At 67.4% G+C, this 16,416-nt stretch carries 19 protein-coding genes; 18 read left to right on the top strand and 1 reads right to left on the bottom strand.

Annotation, left to right across the window (positions count from 1 at the left end; all coding sequences use genetic code 11):
• The first annotated feature begins 170 nt into the window (after positions 1-170).
• From rpsP to whiG, 13 genes are all read left to right on the top strand, one after another.
• On the top strand, positions 171-626 hold the full coding sequence (gene rpsP / locus BLQ75_RS08465) for a 30S ribosomal protein S16 (protein WP_092600324.1): 456 nt from the start codon (positions 171-173) through the stop codon (positions 624-626).
• Positions 623-862: an RNA-binding protein gene (locus BLQ75_RS08460; protein WP_092600322.1), complete on the top strand. Its 240-nt coding sequence runs from the start codon at positions 623-625 to the stop codon at positions 860-862. Before rpsP ends, BLQ75_RS08460 begins: the two co-directional genes overlap by 4 nt.
• A gap of 11 nt (positions 863-873) precedes the next feature.
• Positions 874-1,416 carry a ribosome maturation factor RimM gene (gene rimM, locus BLQ75_RS08455; RefSeq protein WP_092600321.1) on the top strand — a complete coding sequence of 181 codons (543 nt, stop codon included), beginning with the start codon at positions 874-876 and terminating at the stop codon, positions 1,414-1,416.
• Between the two features lie 155 nt (positions 1,417-1,571).
• A complete protein-coding gene (trmD, locus tag BLQ75_RS08450) occupies positions 1,572-2,366 on the top strand; it encodes a tRNA (guanosine(37)-N1)-methyltransferase TrmD (protein WP_092600319.1) in 795 nt (264 codons plus the stop codon).
• A 371-nt stretch (positions 2,367-2,737) separates the two neighbouring features.
• The gene (gene rplS / locus BLQ75_RS08445; protein ID WP_043572209.1) at positions 2,738-3,097 is read left to right on the top strand and encodes a 50S ribosomal protein L19; all 360 of its coding nucleotides are present in this window, start codon (positions 2,738-2,740) and stop codon (positions 3,095-3,097) included.
• Positions 3,098-3,477: 380 nt separating this feature from the next.
• Positions 3,478-4,428: a signal peptidase I gene (gene lepB, locus BLQ75_RS08440; RefSeq protein WP_092600317.1), complete on the top strand. Its 951-nt coding sequence runs from the start codon at positions 3,478-3,480 to the stop codon at positions 4,426-4,428.
• The gene (locus tag BLQ75_RS08435) at positions 4,422-5,213 is read left to right on the top strand and encodes a ribonuclease HII (RefSeq protein WP_425286444.1); all 792 of its coding nucleotides are present in this window, start codon (positions 4,422-4,424) and stop codon (positions 5,211-5,213) included. Before lepB ends, BLQ75_RS08435 begins: the two co-directional genes overlap by 7 nt.
• Before the next feature lie 21 nt (positions 5,214-5,234).
• A complete protein-coding gene (locus BLQ75_RS08430) occupies positions 5,235-5,558 on the top strand; it encodes a DUF2469 domain-containing protein (protein ID WP_043572207.1) in 324 nt (107 codons plus the stop codon).
• Between the two features lie 261 nt (positions 5,559-5,819).
• Positions 5,820-6,221 carry a YraN family protein gene (locus BLQ75_RS08425; RefSeq protein WP_092600543.1) on the top strand — a complete coding sequence of 134 codons (402 nt, stop codon included), beginning with the start codon at positions 5,820-5,822 and terminating at the stop codon, positions 6,219-6,221.
• A 1-nt stretch (position 6,222) separates the two neighbouring features.
• On the top strand, positions 6,223-7,746 hold the full coding sequence (locus BLQ75_RS08420) for a YifB family Mg chelatase-like AAA ATPase (protein WP_092600313.1): 1,524 nt from the start codon (positions 6,223-6,225) through the stop codon (positions 7,744-7,746).
• Complete coding sequence (dprA, locus tag BLQ75_RS08415; protein ID WP_092600311.1) at positions 7,743-8,894, top strand: DNA-processing protein DprA; 1,152 nt, start codon at positions 7,743-7,745, stop codon at positions 8,892-8,894. Before BLQ75_RS08420 ends, dprA begins: the two co-directional genes overlap by 4 nt.
• A 69-nt stretch (positions 8,895-8,963) precedes the next feature.
• Positions 8,964-9,944 carry a tyrosine recombinase XerC gene (locus tag BLQ75_RS08410; protein WP_092600309.1) on the top strand — a complete coding sequence of 327 codons (981 nt, stop codon included), beginning with the start codon at positions 8,964-8,966 and terminating at the stop codon, positions 9,942-9,944.
• Positions 9,919-10,911: an RNA polymerase sigma factor WhiG gene (gene whiG, locus BLQ75_RS08405; protein ID WP_092600307.1), complete on the top strand. Its 993-nt coding sequence runs from the start codon at positions 9,919-9,921 to the stop codon at positions 10,909-10,911. The genes BLQ75_RS08410 and whiG overlap by 26 nt, the downstream gene beginning before the upstream one ends.
• Before the next feature lie 82 nt (positions 10,912-10,993).
• Here whiG and BLQ75_RS08400 read toward each other — a convergent pair whose 3' ends face one another.
• Positions 10,994-11,551: a murein hydrolase activator EnvC family protein gene (locus BLQ75_RS08400; protein WP_092600541.1), complete on the bottom strand. Its 558-nt coding sequence runs from the start codon at positions 11,549-11,551 to the stop codon at positions 10,994-10,996.
• A gap of 515 nt (positions 11,552-12,066) precedes the next feature.
• Between BLQ75_RS08400 and rpsB the strand changes: the two genes are divergently transcribed.
• The 5 genes from rpsB to BLQ75_RS08370 all read left to right on the top strand — a co-directional run bounded on the left by rpsB (position 12,067) and on the right by BLQ75_RS08370 (position 16,413).
• The gene (gene rpsB / locus BLQ75_RS08395) at positions 12,067-12,903 is read left to right on the top strand and encodes a 30S ribosomal protein S2 (protein ID WP_092600305.1); all 837 of its coding nucleotides are present in this window, start codon (positions 12,067-12,069) and stop codon (positions 12,901-12,903) included.
• 104 nt (positions 12,904-13,007) lie between these two features.
• On the top strand, positions 13,008-13,823 hold the full coding sequence (tsf, locus tag BLQ75_RS08390) for a translation elongation factor Ts (RefSeq protein WP_092600303.1): 816 nt from the start codon (positions 13,008-13,010) through the stop codon (positions 13,821-13,823).
• Positions 13,824-14,099: 276 nt separating this feature from the next.
• A complete protein-coding gene (gene pyrH, locus BLQ75_RS08380; protein WP_043572194.1) occupies positions 14,100-14,852 on the top strand; it encodes a UMP kinase in 753 nt (250 codons plus the stop codon).
• A 117-nt stretch (positions 14,853-14,969) separates the two neighbouring features.
• Complete coding sequence (frr, locus tag BLQ75_RS08375; RefSeq protein ID WP_092600299.1) at positions 14,970-15,527, top strand: ribosome recycling factor; 558 nt, start codon at positions 14,970-14,972, stop codon at positions 15,525-15,527.
• A 40-nt stretch (positions 15,528-15,567) separates the two neighbouring features.
• Positions 15,568-16,413 (top strand): phosphatidate cytidylyltransferase, encoded by an 846-nt coding sequence (locus BLQ75_RS08370; protein WP_092600539.1) that lies wholly within the window; start codon positions 15,568-15,570, stop codon positions 16,411-16,413.
• Positions 16,414-16,416 lie beyond the last annotated feature (3 nt).

Raw genomic sequence — 16,416 nt, 5'->3', positions numbered from 1 at the left:
AGGGGGCCCACCCGGAAGTGGGTCTGGCACAATGGGGAGCTGTTCGCCACGAGCGGGCTCTCTCACCGCTTCGTGGCTGGTCGAAGTATGGGCATCCCGGCGCGTTCGGCGCTGTATGAACAGTGATGCTCACCGGAGCACGAACGAGAGTTTGAGGAGCACCACCACCCGTGGCAGTTAAGATCAAGTTGATGCGGTTGGGCAAGATCCGTGAACCGCACTACCGTATTGTCGTGGCCGACGCCAAGACCCGCCGTGACGGCAGGGACATCGAGACCATCGGTCAGTACCACCCCAAGCAGCAGCCGAGTCACATCCAGGTGAACTCCGAGCGTGCGCAGTACTGGCTCAGCGTCGGTGCCCAGCCCACCGAACGGGTCCAGCACCTGCTCAAGATCACCGGTGACTGGCAGAAGTTCAAGGGGCTTCCCGGCGCCGAGGGCACGCTGCAGGTCAAGGACTCCAAGAAGTCCAAGCAGGAGCTGTTCGAGGCCGCGCTGGCCGCGGCTGAGGAGGAGCCGGGCGCCGACGCCACCACCCCGAAGAAGAAGGGCGGCGGCAAGAAGTCCGAGGCCTCCGCCAGTGAGGACGAGAACAAGGAGCAGGCCGAGGAAGGCCAGGAGTGACTGTCCTCGCCGACGCGTTGGAGCACCTCGTCCGAGGGATCGTGGACAACCCTGACGAGGTGCGTGTCGAGTCCCTGACCACTCGCCGTGGTCGCACTCTCGAAGTGCACGTCAATCCCGACGACCTCGGCAAGGTGATCGGTCGGGGTGGTCGGACCGCTACGGCGTTGCGCACCGTCATCTCCGGAGTGGGCGGCCGCGGTATCAGGGTCGACGTGGTCGACACCGATCGTTGACACCATCGACGATGGCGGAGCAACAGACGTCCCCACTCGTGGTCGGTCGTGTGGCCAAGCCGCACGGTGTCCACGGCGAGTTGGTGGTGGAAGTCCGCACGGACAGTCCGGAGCGGCGTTTCGTCGCGGGGGCCGTGCTGGGGGTGCTGTGGAAATCCCCGGGCACGCGTCCCGAATCGCTTGAGCTGACGGCCGCCCGGTGGCATGCCGGGCGGCTGCTCGTCAAGGCGACCGAGGTGAGGGGGCGCGAGGAAGCCGAACGGCTTCGGGGAGCGCTGCTCACCGTGCGGTCCGACGAGCTCGAGGGGATCGACGATCCGGACGAGTTCCACGACCACGAGCTCGAGGGGCTGCGGGCTTTCGACCCGTCGGGTGATGAGCTGGGCACCCTGCTCGGCGTGCTGCACGCTCCGGGCGGGGAGTTGTTGCGGTTGTCGCTCGCGGACGGGCGGGAGGCCCTCGTGCCCTTCGTCGCCGACATAGTGGTCGAGGTGGCTCCGGAGGACGGGTTCGTGACCGTCGATCCTCCCGAGGGGCTGCTGGATCTTTCCTGAACCGCCCTCGGTATTTCCCTTCCCGGGAGCCGAGCGGAGTTCCCGACATCTTTTCGGGGCCGCCGCGTTGGCGGGCCGATGTCGCGGGACGGTTCCCACCCGGATCGTTCCGGGCGTTCCACCGATCCCGGCCGTTCGACCGGAAGGGAGCTGCCTTGCGGATAGACGTACTGACGATCTTTCCCGACTATCTCGCTCCGGTGCGGGAGGCCCTGCTGGGAAAGGCCATCGAACGGGGCAGGATCTCCGTGGAAGTGCACGATCTGCGTGACTGGACCCACGACGTCCACCGTTCGGTCGATGCCAGCCCCTACGGTGGCGGTCCCGGTATGGTAATGAAACCTGACGTGTGGGGTGAAGCACTCGACAGCGTCTCCGCAGCGGAGGCCGCGATCCCGCGCCTCGTCGTGCCCACTCCCGCCGGAGTACCCTTCGAGCAGCGCACGGCACGTCGTTGGTCGGAGGAGACGCGTTTGATCTTCGCCTGCGGACGCTACGAGGGCATCGACCAGCGGGTGATCGACGACGCCGCGCGCAGGATGCCGGTCGAGGAGGTCTCCATCGGCGACTACGTGCTCGTCGGTGGAGAGGTCGCCGCCCTGACCATGATCGAGGCCGTGGTCCGGTTGTTGCCCGGCGTGCTCGGCAATCCCGCTTCCGCGGAGCAGGATTCGTTCTCCGACGGATTGCTGGAAGGCCCGAGTTACACGCGTCCCGAGACCTGGCGAGGACTTTCCGTGCCGGAGGTGCTGCGTTCCGGGGACCACGCCGCTGTGCGGCGTTGGCGCAGGGAACAGGGCCTGCGACGCACGTGGCGCCGTCGTCCCGAACTGCTGGAGAGGCTTTCTTCCGAGGAGTTGGACGAGCACGACCGGGCCGTGCTGGAGCGGTTGCGCCTGGCCGGGGACGAGGAGGGCTCCTCGGGTGTCTGGGACTCTCCGGAGGCCTGACCCGTGTTCTCCGGCCGTGTCCTCCGGCCGCCCGGTACCCGTGGTGGTGCCGGTCGAACCGGGGCTCGTTCGAGGGGCCGAGCTCGGCTGATAAGCTGTCCGGTGAAGCAATTGCGGCCGGTGCGGTGGCAGTACCACCGGTAACCGCTTTTCTGCTACGGCAGACGTCTTCCCCGGTGTCCCGGGACGACGTAAAACGACTCGGTGACGGACCCGGACGCCGACAGCGGTGTCGGGTTAGTCACAGGGGGATTCGTAGGCCCTGCGAGGGTCGCGAGTGCAGAGTCGCCGTGACACGAGTCGCGGCTCACCTGAACAGATTTCACTGTCGTGAGTGAACGTTCAACGACACGGATGAGGACGGACCACCGATGAACAAGCTGGACGCGCTGGACGCCCAGTCGATGCGTTCCGACATCCCAGACTTCCGGCCCGGCGACACGCTGAAGGTCCACGTCCGCGTCATCGAGGGTTCGCGCGAGCGTGTCCAGGTCTTCCAGGGTGTGGTCATCCGTCGGCAGGGCGGTGGCATCCGGGAGACCTTCACCGTTCGCAAGGTCTCCTTCGGTGTCGGCGTGGAGCGGACCTTCCCGGTACACAGCCCCAACATCGCCAAGATCGAGGTCGCCACGCGTGGCGACGTCCGGCGGGCCAAGCTGTACTACCTGCGCAACCGGGTCGGCAAGGCTGCACGCGTCAAGGAGAAGAAGCTCGCCAAGTCCTCCTCCTGACGCGGATTTCGTCCGGTGGGGTTCGTCCGCCGGGCGGAGTGGCGTATCGACGATGCACGGTCCCGATCGGTTCGGGGCCGTGCATTTTTGTTCCCGCTCGAAGTGCCGTCACGTCCGTCGCGGGAGGCCCGGCCCCTTGTCGTGAGATCTTCCTCGTCCGAATGTGTTCAGCGAGTCGGGATCCTTCGATTGAGTGAAGCCGTGGTGGCGATCTCCCGACGGCTCTCCGGTCCGTCGCCCCCGCGCCCCGCGTTCTGCGGGGGACGTTCCTGACAGAACGGTAAAATCCCACCGCAGAGGTGGTGTTTTCGATCATCGTGATTCGTGGGGCCCGGCGGGGTCGGAGGAGAAGGGCGTCACGGATCCAGTAGCCTGGCCACGTGGCCGACGTCATGCGTTCCCAAGGACCGGAGGAGGACCCCGCCGAGGACTCCTCTGACGAACAGTCAGCCGCCGACCAGGGGGAGGCGACGCGCTCCACGGCGCGGAACGCCGCTAAGGGGGCCGGAAAGTCCAAGAAGGGCTCCTTCTGGTGGGAGCTGTTCGTCCTGATAAGCACCGCGCTGGTGCTCACCGTGCTGCTTCAGCTCTTCGTCGCCCGGGTCTTCCTCATCCCCTCCCGGTCGATGGAGCAGACGCTGCACGGCTGCGACGGCTGCACCAACGACCGGATTCTCGTCGACAAGATCACTTACCGATTCAGCGATCCTCAGCCGGGTGATGTGATCGTGTTCAGCGGCCCCCGGACCTGGATGCAGGACGAGGGGGGGTATTCCGAACCCGCCAATCCGGTGGTCGGTTTCTTCCAGCGCGTCGGTTCGCTGCTGCATCTCGTCGAGCCCGTGGAGAAGGATTTCGTCAAGCGTGTGATCGCCACCGGCGGCCAGACCGTGGAGTGCTGCGACGAGCGGAACCGTGTGCTGGTGGACGGCCACCCCCTGGACGAGCCCTACATCTACTGGGCTCCCGGCACCCCCCACAAGCAGGAGGAGTTCGGTCCGGTGACGGTTCCGGAGGACCACCTCTGGGTCATGGGGGACAACCGGAACAACTCGCTGGACTCCCGCTACCAGGGTGGTGGTGGTCGTGCCGGGGCCGTACCCCTCCACGATGTGGTCGGCAAGGCACAGGTGATCCTGCTCCCGCCGGGACGTTGGCAGGGGATACCCGAATCCAATCCCCAGGCCGTGGCACTGGGGCCGGCGCGGGAGCCCGGCTCGGGCGCTCCGGCACCGGCGGGTGTGGAGTACCTGGCCCTCGTGCCCGCCGCATGGTCGGCTCGCCGTGGCTCGCTCGTCGGCGCGAGCTCGCGTACGTGGGAGCGATACTGAGGTTGCGGAACAGGTCCGCCGAGCTGGGGTTGCCGCGCACCATCGTGCGCAGGGACGCCGGCAGTTGGGCGTTGCAGAACGCGCTGGAACGGCGTGGGCTCGGGCCTGTGGCGGGTGTCGATGAGGCGGGACGTGGTGCCTGTGCCGGACCGCTGGTGGTCGCCGCCTGCGTCCTGCGCGCAGGCGAGTCCCGCCGGTTCGACGGTCTGACGGACTCCAAGCTGCTCACAGCCCGGGCGCGGGAACACTGGTTCGAGACGGTGCGGGAGTCGGCCGTGGAGTACCGCGTGGTCTCGCTGGCCCCCTCCGAGGTCGATTCCCTCGGCGTGCACGTCGCGAACCTGGAGGGGATGCGTCGAGCGGTCGCCGGACTCGACCTTCATCCCGGGTATGTGCTCACCGACGGTTTCCGGGTGGAGGGGTTGGGCGCCCCCAGCGTGGCCGTCCGAAAGGGGGACCGCGCGGCGGGTTGCGTGGCGGCGGCTTCGGTGCTCGCCAAGGTCAGCCGGGACCGGATGATGGCGGAGCTGCACGTATCGTTTCCCGGGTACGGCTTCGACGTGCACAAGGGGTACTCGACCGCGCGCCACAGCGAGGCGCTCCGGTTACACGGTCCCACCACGCATCACCGGTGGAGCTATTCGAACGTGGTGGAGTCCGCCCTCGCCCACGGGATGCGTTCTCCGAGGGGGGACAGCAGTAAACCCGGATTGTTCGATGCTTTTGATCAAGCTGTGATGGACAATGGGGGCACCACCATTGGGCATCCGTGGACCGATCAGTGACAGGAAAGGGCTCGCACAGCCATGAGCGCCGAGGATCTCGAGAAGTACGAGACCGAGATGGAGCTGCAACTCTACAAGGAGTATCGCGACATCGTCGGTCAGTTCACCTACGTGGTGGAGACCGAACGGCGTTTCTACCTGGCCAACGGAGTGGACGTCCAGGTGCGCAACTCCGATACCGAGGTCTATTTCGAAGTGGTCATGTCGGATGCCTGGGTATGGGACATGTACCGTCCCGCTCGCTTCGTCAAGAACGTGCGGGTGATCACGTTCAAGGACGTCAACGTGGAGGAGCTCGACAAGCCGGAGCTCCGCCTTCCGGAGAGCGGAACGCCGTTCGGCTGACCGGATATCGCGTCGCTGGGATGATTCGCCGTGTTCATCGGGGGCCGGGAGGTGTCGGAACCGACGACAGGGGGCCCTCCGGACTGGTGAGGCGGTGCTCCACCGGCTGAGCGAGTCCTGCGGGGCTTCGGGCAGGGTGGCTTTCCCAAGTTGTCCACAGCTGCCGTGGTCGTGCACAACCGAACGGTTCGAGTCTGGTGGGAGCGGGAAGTTCCGGGCAGGTTGGCGGTGTCCGAGCCAACCGAGTCCGAAGGGCACCCCATGAGGAACGATCCCATCATCGGAGCAGTGTCGGATGACGACACACACGGAAGAAGGCACGCACTGGGCCGGGCGGGCGAGCGCCTGGCCGCGGAGTACCTCCGGCAGCAGGGGCTGGTGGTCCTCTCCCGCAACTGGAGTTGTCCGGTGGGAGAGCTCGATCTCGTCTGTACCGACGGCCACCGCGTGATCGTCTGCGAGGTCAAGACGCGTTCCGGGGTCGACTACGGTTCACCTGTCGAGGCCGTGAGTCCGCACAAGGTGCGCAAGTTGCGTGAGGTCGCCGCCGCGTGGCTACGCGCGCACGAGGTTCGCGACTGCCCCGTCCGGTTCGACGTGGTGTCCGTGCTGTGGCCTCCGGACTCACCGGTGCGCATCGAGCACCGTCAGGAGGTGTGCTGAGTTGGGGCTGCACACCACCTGGGCGGTGGCGTTGTTCGGTGTGGACGGCGTGCTGGTCGAGATCGAGTCCGATGTTCGGGGCGGTGGCCTTCCCAGCGTTCAGCTGTTGGGGCTTCCCGACGCGGCGCTGCAGGAGTCGAAGAACCGGGTCCGCGCCGCCATCAGGAACTCCGGGGAGCACTGGCCCCAGTCCTGCGTCACTCTGGCACTGTCCCCGGCGGCCATGCCCAAGACCGGAACCTCGTTCGACACGGCCCTGGCCATGGCGGTGCTCGCGGGGGCCGAGCGCGTCCCACCGGGGAGACTGGAGGGCACGGTGTTCTTCGGGGAGCTGGCGCTCGACGGCCGTATCCGTCCGGTGCGTGGACTGCTGCCCGGACTGCTGGCGGCCGTGGCCGGTGGCATGCGACGAGCCGTTGTTCCTCTGGAAGGACTGCGGGAGGCCAAACTCGTCGAGCGGATCGAGGTGCTCGGGGCCGAGAGGCTGGAAGAGGTGATCGCCTGGGCACGCGGGACAGGAGAGTTGTTCCGGGAGCCCACCGCCGATCCGGGAGGCGCTCCCGAGAGCTCGGAGGAGCCGGACCTGGTCGATGTCGTGGGACAGCCCGACGCTCGGTGGGCACTGGAGGTGGCGGCCGCGGGTGGGCACCATCTCCTGATGGTCGGCCCACCGGGCACCGGCAAGACGATGCTGGCACGGCGCTTGTGCGGCTTGTTGCCCGAGCTGCCCGCTCCACGGGCACTGGAGACCACCGCGGTTCACTCGATCGCCGGCGAGCTCTCCGAGCACGCCGAGCTGCTTCGCACCCCGCCCTTCGTGGCGCCGCACCACTCGATATCCGTTGCCGGTCTGATCGGAGGCGGGACGGGAATCGCCCGTCCCGGTGCCGTCAGTCGAGCCCACAACGGTGTGCTGCTCGTGGACGAGGCCTGCGAGTGGGGGACGAAACGACTGGAATCCATGCGTACCGCCCTCGAAGAGGGTGAGATCCGATTGTCCAGGACGGAGGGAACCCTGCGGTACCCCGCCCGGTTCCAGTTGGTTCTGGCCACCAATCCCTGTCCCTGCGCCCCGGCCAGAGACATCGACTGTCAGTGCACACCCCACGCCCGTCGCAAGTACCTGGCCAAGCTCTCCGGCCCGTTGTTGGATCGCGTCGATCTGCGCGTGCGCATGCGCCCACTGTCCACGATGGAACTACCGGGATACGAGCCCCCGGAGTCCTCCTCACGGGTGCGTGAACGAGTGTCGCGTGCGCGCCGGGCCGCTGTCCGGAGGTGGGAGAACCACGGATGGGGTTCGAACTCCGAGGTTCCCGGCCCCGAGCTGCGTCGCGAGTTCCCACTGCCGGAAGAGGCGACACGACTGTTGGACAGAGGTTTGGACACGGGATCGTTGACGGCCAGAGGAGTGGATCGCTGTCTGCGTGTCGCGTGGACGCTGGGTGATCTGGACGGAGTCGAGCGGCCGGGGCCCGAGCACGTGGCCGCCGCGCTGCAGTTCCGAGGCAGGACGGCACCGTGAACACCGCCACGGGGTCCAACGGCCACGAACTGCTGTGCGCGCGGGCTTACCTGTCCGCCGTCGCCGAACCGCCCGCTCCCGCACTGCACGGATTCATCGCCGGTTGTGGGGCCGAAACCGCCGCCGAGCGGATTCGCCGCGGCGACGTTCCCACCGCCGTGGCGGACGAGACCGATGCTCGCCGCGCACACGTGTGCGGTGCCGAACTGCTGGACCGGGCCCACCGGCTCGGCATTCGGCTGGTCACACCCGAGGACCCGGACTGGCCCGATCACCGCACCGCCACGATGGAGGGAGCCACCGAAGTGGGATTGTCCGGGCTGGTCGCCCCCATCGCGCTCTGGTGCCGGGGGACGGGTTCCCCGGCAGCCGTGCTCCGCGGCGCCGTCGCGGTGGTGGGGACTCGTGCCGCCAGCGGGTACGGCGAGGCCTGCGCCGCCGAACTGGGGCACGAACTGGCGCGCTCGGGGGTGACCGTGGTCTCGGGAGCGGCCTACGGAATCGACGGGGCCGCGCACCGGGGGGCGCTCGCCGCCGATGGGACGACCTCGGCGGTGCTGGCCTGCGGCCCGGAGATCGACTACCCGGCCGGTCATGCCCGGCTCATCGCGCGAATCGCCGAGAACGGGCTGGTGTGCAGCGAGTATCCACCCGGAACCCCACCCAGGAAGCACCGCTTCCTGGTCCGCAACAGGCTGATCGCGGCGATGAGTGACGGCACTGTCGTGGTGGAGGCCGGTATCCGCAGCGGGGCGAGCAACACCGCCGCCACAGCCGACACGCTGGGACGGCCGGTCATGGCGCTACCCGGGCCGGTCACCTCGGTCAGTTCGGCCGGTTGCCACGAGCTGATCCGCTCCGGAAAGGCCGTACTGGTGACGGGTACCGAGGACGTGCTGGAGGCCGTCGCGGAACTCGGGTCCGTTCCGGCGACGGGACGCGAAGTCCCGCGACGCCGGACCGACGGACTCGACGGAGCCTCCAAGCGTGTCCACGACTCGCTGCGTCCTCGGGCTTATCGCACAGTCGAGCAGCTCGCCCACGAAACGGGCATCCCGTGGAAAACGGTGCTCAGCTGCTTGAGTGCGCTCGAGATGTCCGGGCTCGCCAGCTGCGCGGACCGAGGGTGGACACGATGCGGGCAGTGAGATTCCAAGCGCGTATCGTGGCGTCGTGCTACTTGAATCCGGCGAATGCACCCAGCGACGTCACTCGGCATGAATCAGAAACGTTCCCATCACTCGACCAGGCCCGACCTGCTCGCGGCACGCGAGGGCCTTCCCCGCGACCTGGCCACGGCAGTTGATCGCTTCGAACGACATCTGGCGTGGGAAAGGGGGTTGTCCCGCCACACCGTGCGTGCCTACGTCGCCGATGTCGTGTCGCTGCTCGAACACTTCGGGGCCGGTCATCCCGAGGGTGGTCCGGGACTGGGCGAGCTCGACATCGCATCGCTGCGCGGCTGGTTGAGTGCCGAGCACGAACGAGGCACCAGCAGAACGACGCTCGCGAGGCGTGCTGCCGCCGTGCGCACCTTCACGGCCTGGGCATATCGTCGGGACCTGTTGACCGAAGATCCCGGGCCGCGGTTGTCCGTACCCGGTGACCGACGTCAGCTTCCCCCCGTGCTGCGGGAGGACCAGGCGGATTCGGTGTTGCGGGCGGCCGCTTCGGGTGCGGAGCAGCAGGACCCCGTGGCGCTGCGTGACCACGCCTTGCTCGAACTGCTCTACGCGACCGGTGTGCGCGTTTCCGAGTTGTGCGGCCTCGACCTGGAAAACGTCGATCACGAGCGGTGTCTGCTGCACGTGATCGGCAAGAACGACCGGCAACGAGCGGTTCCGTTCGGGACTCCGGCGGCCCGTGCCCTGGCCCGATGGCTGAAGGTCGGCCGTCCGGAGCTGTCCGGGCCGCGTTCGGGTGAAGCGCTACTGCTCGGAGTGCGTGGTGGCCGGCTCAATCCGCGCAGCGCTCGGCGCGTCGTGTACGACGCCGTCAGCACGGTTCGCGACGCCGGCGGGGTCGGTCCGCACGGTCTGCGCCACTCCGCGGCGACCCATCTTCTGGAAGGAGGCGCGGACCTGCGTAGCGTACAGGAGTTGCTCGGTCACGCTACGCTTTCGACAACGCAGCTCTACACTCACGTGACCGTCGAACGGCTGAAGGCGATCCATGAGCGAACCCACCCCCGTTCCTGACGATGCCGGGGGCGCGCCCCGAGCGGCGACCGCGCGTTCCGGCATGCTTCCCGCCGAGGAGGCGGAGGAGACGGAGCAACTTTCCCGGTCCGGCAACGGGCGAAGCACCGTCGGTGTTTCCCGACTCGACTCGACGTTCCGGAAGTCGTGGCGGCCCCACGGCGAGGCCACCGCCACCGTGGGCCACGCGGAGGACCGTGAGGGCGAGGACGTGGAGGCAGGGATAGTCGCACTCTGGCAGGCATTCGGCGAGAGCCGGGACCAGAAGCTCCGCGACCGACTGGTGTTGCACTACGCACCGCTGGTCAAGTACGTGGCCGGGCGTATAGGTACCGGTCTGCCCGCCCATGTCGAGGTCTCCGACCTCATACAGTCCGGTGTGTTCGGCCTTGTCGACGCCATCGAGAAGTTCGAACCCGAGCGAGGACTCAAGTTCGAGACCTATGCCATGCAACGTATCCGGGGGGCCATACTCGACGACCTGCGAGCCCAGGACTGGGTCCCCCGCTCGGTACGCAGCCGTGCCCGCGACGTCGAGCGCGCGTTGGAGCGGCTGGAGGCCAAGCTGCAGCGTACCGCCACCGACTCGGAACTGGCCGAGGAGCTGTCGTTGTCCGTCGAGGAGCTGCGAGAGCTGTTCGCCCAGCTGCAGATGACCAGTGTGGTGGCGCTCGACGATCTCATCGGTGTGGGGCGGGGTACGGCCTCGTTGGCGGAGACGCTGCCGGACGATCGCGCCGAGGATCCGGTCAACACCCTGGTCGACAGGGACAGCAGGCGCCAGCTCGCCGAGGCGGTGGAGCGGCTCAGCGACCGGGATCGCATCGTGGTGACGTTGTACTACTTCGAGAACCTCACGTTGGCCGAGATCGGCAAGGTGCTCGGGGTGACCGAGTCCAGGGTGTGCCAGCTGCACACCCGGGCGGTACTGCGACTGCGTGGCAAGCTGGCCGAAACCGGGAACTGAGCTCGCCCCCGCGCCCGGTTCTCCGCCTTCACCTCGAACCGGTCGAGGGGTCGTGCGCCGTCGCTTCGGAAGCGTCGGCTCCTCACGGTTCGGCCTCGCTCGCTCGCCAAGGCAGCAACCGGACACCGCCGGTGGGCAGCGCTCCGAGGGGGTCCAGGTACGCGTCGTGGTCACGCACTCCCCAGTGCAAGCAGGTGTTCGGCGGTTTCGCCGGGCATTCGGGGTGTCCGCCGGTGACGTGCCCGATGACCTCGCCTCGGGCGACCCGCTGTCCGGCCGCGACTTCGGGGAGAACCGGTTCGTAGGTGGTGCTCAGGCCGTCACCGTGGTTTACGGCGATCACGTGCCGGTCCACCACGAATCCCGCGTGACCGACCGTTCCGGCCGCGGCGGCCAGGACCTCCTGTCGAGGATGCGCCAGCAGGTCCACCCCTCGGTGCCCCGGGGCGTAGCGGTCGCGTGGTTTCCGGAAGTCCCGCAGTACCTCGGCGGGGCCCCGAAGCGGATCCCGGAGCGGTCCCCGCGGTGAGCCCCGCGGGGAGGAAGGATTGGTCGGTTCCGAGGGAGGACCGCCATGTCCGGAAGCGGCCACGGCTCCGGTACCCAGGGTCAGCAACAGTGCCACCGCCCAACCGCGCATGACGGCCATCGTGCCGAGGGAGCGTGGTCGCCCGCCACGTCCGCACCTCCAGTGGGGGATCGTTCGGCCGGTTGTGGAAGAACGCCACCACGATTCAGTTCGCGCCTGTCGTGGCGTATACTCGGCCGCGCGACTCGTCGGAGACGAGTTCGACTTCGCGTGCGCGCGTATCGGCCGTATCACCACAGGATTCCGAGTTCGGAGTCCGTTCCTCGGGTCGGTCGGGGCTTCCTCCCGAGCGATTCCTCGGAGACCGCTCTCGACGAGAGCCGTCCGGGTGCGTTGTCCGGCAACGGCGACCGGCACGAAGGCTTCCGCCCTCGGCCGGGTCACGGGCCGGTTCGAGGAGACGAGGGTGCGGCGGCCACATGGAGTCGTCCGCGGTCCCGGTTCACCGCGAGTGTCCGGGTGACGGTTCCGCGTGCACCAGGGTGACGAGCCACCCGGCTCGTCACGGTAACCGAAATCGCGCGTCGTCGATCGGCGCGCCCGACACGTGAGGTGCGAAGCAGGCTATGGCCGTCGTCACCATGAAGCAGCTGCTCGACAGCGGTGTGCACTTCGGGCACCAGACCCGCCGCTGGAACCCGAAGATGAAGCGCTACATCTTCACCGAGCGCAACGGTATCTACATCATCGACCTGCAGAAGACCCTGTCCTACATCGACGGGGCCTACGACTTCGTCAAGCAGACCGTCGCCCACGGCGGCACCATCCTGTTCGTCGGGACGAAGAAGCAGGCTCAGGAGGCCATCGCCGAACAGGCGCAGCGCGTCAACATGCCGTTCGTCAACCAGCGCTGGCTGGGCGGCATGCTCACCAACTTCCAGACCGTGCACCGCAGGCTGCAGCGTCTCAAGGAGCTCGAGACGATGGAGCAGACCGGTGGTTTCGAGGGTCGCACCAAGAAAGAGATCCTGATGCTGACCCGCGAGAAGGAGAAGCTGGAGCGCACGCTCGGCGGTATTCGCGACATGTCCAAGGTGCCCAGCGCGATCTGGATCGTGGACACCAAGAAGGAGCACATCGCCGTCGGCGAGGCCCGCAAGCTGGGCATCCCGATCGTCGCGATCCTCGACACGAACTGCGATCCGGACGAGGTGGACTACCCCATCCCCGGCAACGACGACGCGATCCGCTCGGCGGCCATGCTGACCCGGGTGGTCGCGGACGGTGTCGCCGAGGGGCTGATGGCCCGGAGCGGCCGCGGCGAGAGTGCCGAGAACGGCGAGAACCAGCAGGCCGCTTCCGAGGAACCGCTCGCGGAGTGGGAGAAGGAACTGCTGAGCGGTTCCGGTGACTCCGAAGCCGCCGCGAACTCCGAGGCCACCGAGCAGCCCGCGCAGTCCTGATGGGGCGGGGTGGTGCCGCTCCGGCGGTTCGCCCGGGTCGGTGCCACCCCGTCACTTCGATTTTCCCACCGCGTACACACTCCGACGAGGACGGACAACGCACGATGGCGAACTACAGTGCGGCCGATGTGAAACGTCTCCGTGACGTCACCGGCTCCGGAATGATGGATTGCAAGAAGGCGCTCGAGGAGACCGAGGGCGACTTCGACAAGGCGATCGAGAACCTGCGCATCAAGGGTGCGAAGGATGTGGGCAAGCGAGCCGAGCGCTCCACGGCCGAGGGCCTGGTCGCCGGCGGCAACGGAATCCTGATCGAGCTCAACAGCGAGACGGACTTCGTCGCCAAGAACGACGAATTCGTGGAGCTGGCGGACAAGATCGTGGCCGCTGCCAAGGCGGCGGGTTCCGAGGACGTCGAAACGGTCAAGGAAGCCAAGCTGGGCGACAGCACCGTCGGGACGGCCATCCACGACCTGTCCGCCAAGATCGGTGAGAAGCTGGAGCTGCGCAGGATCAGCGCGTTCGACGGTCAGGTCGCGACCTACCTGCACCGCCGTGCCGCGGGCCTGCCTCCCGCGGTCGGTGTCCAGGTCGAGTACACCGGCTCCGACGAGGAGGCCGCGCGGGGCGCGGCTATGCAGATCGCCGCGCTGAAGCCGCAGTACCTCTCCCGCGAGGACGTGCCCGAGGACGTCGTCGCCAACGAGCGCAGGATCGCCGAGGAGACGGCGCGTTCCGAGGGCAAGCCGGAGCAGGCCATGCCCAAGATCATCGAGGGTAGGCTCAACGGGTTCTACAAGGACAACGTGCTGCTGGACCAGCCCTCCGTGCAGGACAACAAGAGGTCCGTGCGTGACCTGCTCGACGAGGCCGGAATCACCATCACTCGTTTCGCGAGGTTCGAAGTCGGTCAGTCCTGAGCTTCGTGGCGACGGCCGCCGAACCGTGTTCGTCGTGCGCCCCGCGGTTCCGGCGGTCAAGATGTGAACCGGAGCGTTCCTGCTCACGGAACGCTCCGCGCGGGAGCTGTTCCGGAACGGTCGTACTTTCGGTGCCGGCCACGGGCGGGACGTGGATCCTGTCCGTGGTCCGGTCTCCGGACATCACCCTGTTCGTTTCCGGATCACTGCCCAGGAATCGGTGTCCGCGCCCCGCCTTCGCAGTCCGAGGGCGGGGCGTTTTCTCAGGAGGAACGAGTGACTGACGACGGCGTACCCGTTGGCCATGCCAGCGAGGCCGGTTACCAGCGAGTACTGCTCAAACTCGGTGGCGAGATGTTCGGCGGCGGCAGCGTGGGAGTCGATCCCGACGTCGTCGGGACGGTGGCACGGCAGCTGGCCGAGGTGGTCGCCAACGGAGTCGAGGTCGCGGTCGTCATCGGAGGCGGAAACTTCTTCCGCGGTGCGGAACTCCAACAGCGCGGGATGGAGCGTGCCCGCGGCGACTACATGGCGATGCTGGGCACCACGATGAACTGCCTGGCGTTGCAGGACTTCCTGGAGCGCGAACACGGCATCGACACCCGCGTGATGACCGCGATCAGTATGGGACAGGTCGCCGAGCCCTACATCCCGCGCCGTGCCATCCGGCACCTGGAGAAGGGACGTGTGGTCATCTTCGGGGCCGGGACGGGTATGCCGTACTTCTCCACCGACACCGCCGCCGCTCAGCGCGCACTGGAGATCGGTGCGGAAGTGGTGCTGATGGCCAAGGGCGTGGACGGTGTCTACTCGGCCGATCCCAAGACCACGCCCGGTGCCGAGCTCTTCGACAGCATCACCCACCGCGAGGTCCTGGAGCGGGGGTTGAAGGTCGCCGACGCCACGGCCTTCAGTCTGTGCATGGATAACCACATGCGGATTCTCGTCTTCAACCTCCTGGTGGAAGGCAACATCGCGCGTGCCGCGAACGGTGCGAAGATCGGGACGCTGGTCAGCACCCCCGGTTAGCGGCACCCGCGACTCGTGCTGGGATCCTGTTGGGGCTCCGGTCGATCACCGTCGCCGGAGCCGCGATCAGTGTCGACAACCCGTCGGAGCCTGCCGGCCCGTACCGAAGGAGCAACCGTGATTGACGAGACTCTTCTCGAAGCCGAGGAGAAGATGCAGAAGGCGGTGGCGGTGGCCAAGGACGATCTGTCCACAGTTCGGACCGGCCGTGCCAATCCGGCGATGTTCTCCGGCATCGTCGTCAACTACTACGGTTCGCCGACTCCGTTGAACCAGTTGGCGAGCATCAACGTGCCCGAGGCGAAGCTCGTGGTCATCAAACCCTACGACGGCAGTCAGCTCGGTGCCATGGAACGTGCCGTCCGGGACTCCAACCTCGGGGTCAATCCGACCAACGACGGCAACGTCATCCGGATACAGATTCCCGAGATGACCGAGGAGCGGCGCAAGGAGATGGCCAAGCTCGCCAAGCAGAAGGGCGAGGACGCCCGCATCACCGTGCGTAATCTGCGCCGCAAGGCCAAGGAAGAGATCGACCGGACCGTCAAGGACGGTGAGGTCGGTGAGGACGAGGGCACGCGCGGTGAGAAGGAGCTGGAGAACATCACCCACCGCTACGTCTCCCAGATCGACGAGCTGGTCAAGCACAAGGAAAACGAGCTGCTCGAGGTCTGAGGACGTGGTAACCGCTGACCAGCGCGAAGGTGAGTCCGGAATGTCGGCCGACGTGCCGGGCGACGCCGCACGCCCTTCCCGCGCCGGACGGAACCTGCCTGCCGCGCTGGCGGTCGGGTTGCTGCTCGGCGCGGGGATCGTCGCCGCTCTGCTGACTTATCGCCATCTGTTCATCGGCATAGTGGCCGCCGCGGCCGCTCTTTCCACCCTGGAACTGGCAGGTGCTCTGCGTCGGGGGGCCGGTGTCCGGTTGGCGCTGTTTCCGGTGCTGCTGGGGGGACAGGCGATCATTTGGCTGTCCTGGCCTTACGGGCTCCCCGCCGTGCTGGTCGCCTTCGCCATCACGACCCTGGGGTGTCTGGTCTGGCGCGTTCGACTGGGGGTCGAGGGGTATCTGCGCGACGTCACGGCCTCGGTTTTCACCACCGCTTACGTTCCCGTCTTCGCCGCTTTCGCGGCCATGCTCGTCGTTCCGCCCGACGGTGGTTTCCGCGCGCTGTGCTTCATGATCGGCGTCGTCGCCTCCGACACGGGTGGTTACGCTTCCGGCAGCCTGTTCGGACGTCATCCGATGGCGCCGCGGGTGAGTCCCAACAAGTCCTGGGAGGGGTTCGCCGGTTCGCTGGTCTCCGGTGTGGTCGGCGGCGTGCTGTCCGTCGGTCTGCTGCTCGGCGGGCCCTGGTGGACGGGTGCGTTGTTCGGCCTCGCCGTGGTGTGCAGTTCGACCATCGGTGACCTGATGGAGTCGTTGATCAAGCGGGATCTCGACCTCAAGGACATGGGGACCCTGCTGCCCGGGCACGGGGGGCTGATGGACCGGATGGACTCGTTGCTGCCGTCGGCGGTGGTGGCGTGGAGCACGCTGTCCTGGCTGCTTCCTGGTTGATCG

Source organism: Actinopolyspora xinjiangensis (assembly GCF_900104475.1).
Classification (GTDB): domain Bacteria; phylum Actinomycetota; class Actinomycetes; order Mycobacteriales; family Pseudonocardiaceae; genus Actinopolyspora; species Actinopolyspora xinjiangensis.
The sequence above is the reverse complement of the archived record's forward strand: the minus strand, read 5'-3'. Positions and strand labels throughout refer to the sequence as shown.

Excerpts from the sequence above, each read along its gene's own strand:
- rimM (WP_092600321.1), top strand. The coding sequence starts at position 874 with ATGGCGGAGCAACAGACGTCCCCACTCGTGGTCGGTCGTGTGGCCAAG.
- BLQ75_RS08370 (WP_092600539.1), top strand. The coding sequence starts at position 15,568 with ATGTCGGCCGACGTGCCGGGCGACGCCGCACGCCCTTCCCGCGCCGGA.
- tsf (WP_092600303.1), top strand. The coding sequence starts at position 13,008 with ATGGCGAACTACAGTGCGGCCGATGTGAAACGTCTCCGTGACGTCACC.
- BLQ75_RS08400 (WP_092600541.1), bottom strand. The coding sequence starts at position 11,551 with ATGCGCGGTTGGGCGGTGGCACTGTTGCTGACCCTGGGTACCGGAGCC.
- whiG (WP_092600307.1), top strand. The coding sequence starts at position 9,919 with ATGAGCGAACCCACCCCCGTTCCTGACGATGCCGGGGGCGCGCCCCGA.
- rpsB (WP_092600305.1), top strand. The coding sequence starts at position 12,067 with ATGGCCGTCGTCACCATGAAGCAGCTGCTCGACAGCGGTGTGCACTTC.
- BLQ75_RS08425 (WP_092600543.1), top strand. The coding sequence starts at position 5,820 with ATGAGGAACGATCCCATCATCGGAGCAGTGTCGGATGACGACACACAC.
- rplS (WP_043572209.1), top strand. The coding sequence starts at position 2,738 with ATGAACAAGCTGGACGCGCTGGACGCCCAGTCGATGCGTTCCGACATC.
- BLQ75_RS08430 (WP_043572207.1), top strand. The coding sequence starts at position 5,235 with ATGAGCGCCGAGGATCTCGAGAAGTACGAGACCGAGATGGAGCTGCAA.
- BLQ75_RS08410 (WP_092600309.1), top strand. The coding sequence starts at position 8,964 with ATGAATCAGAAACGTTCCCATCACTCGACCAGGCCCGACCTGCTCGCG.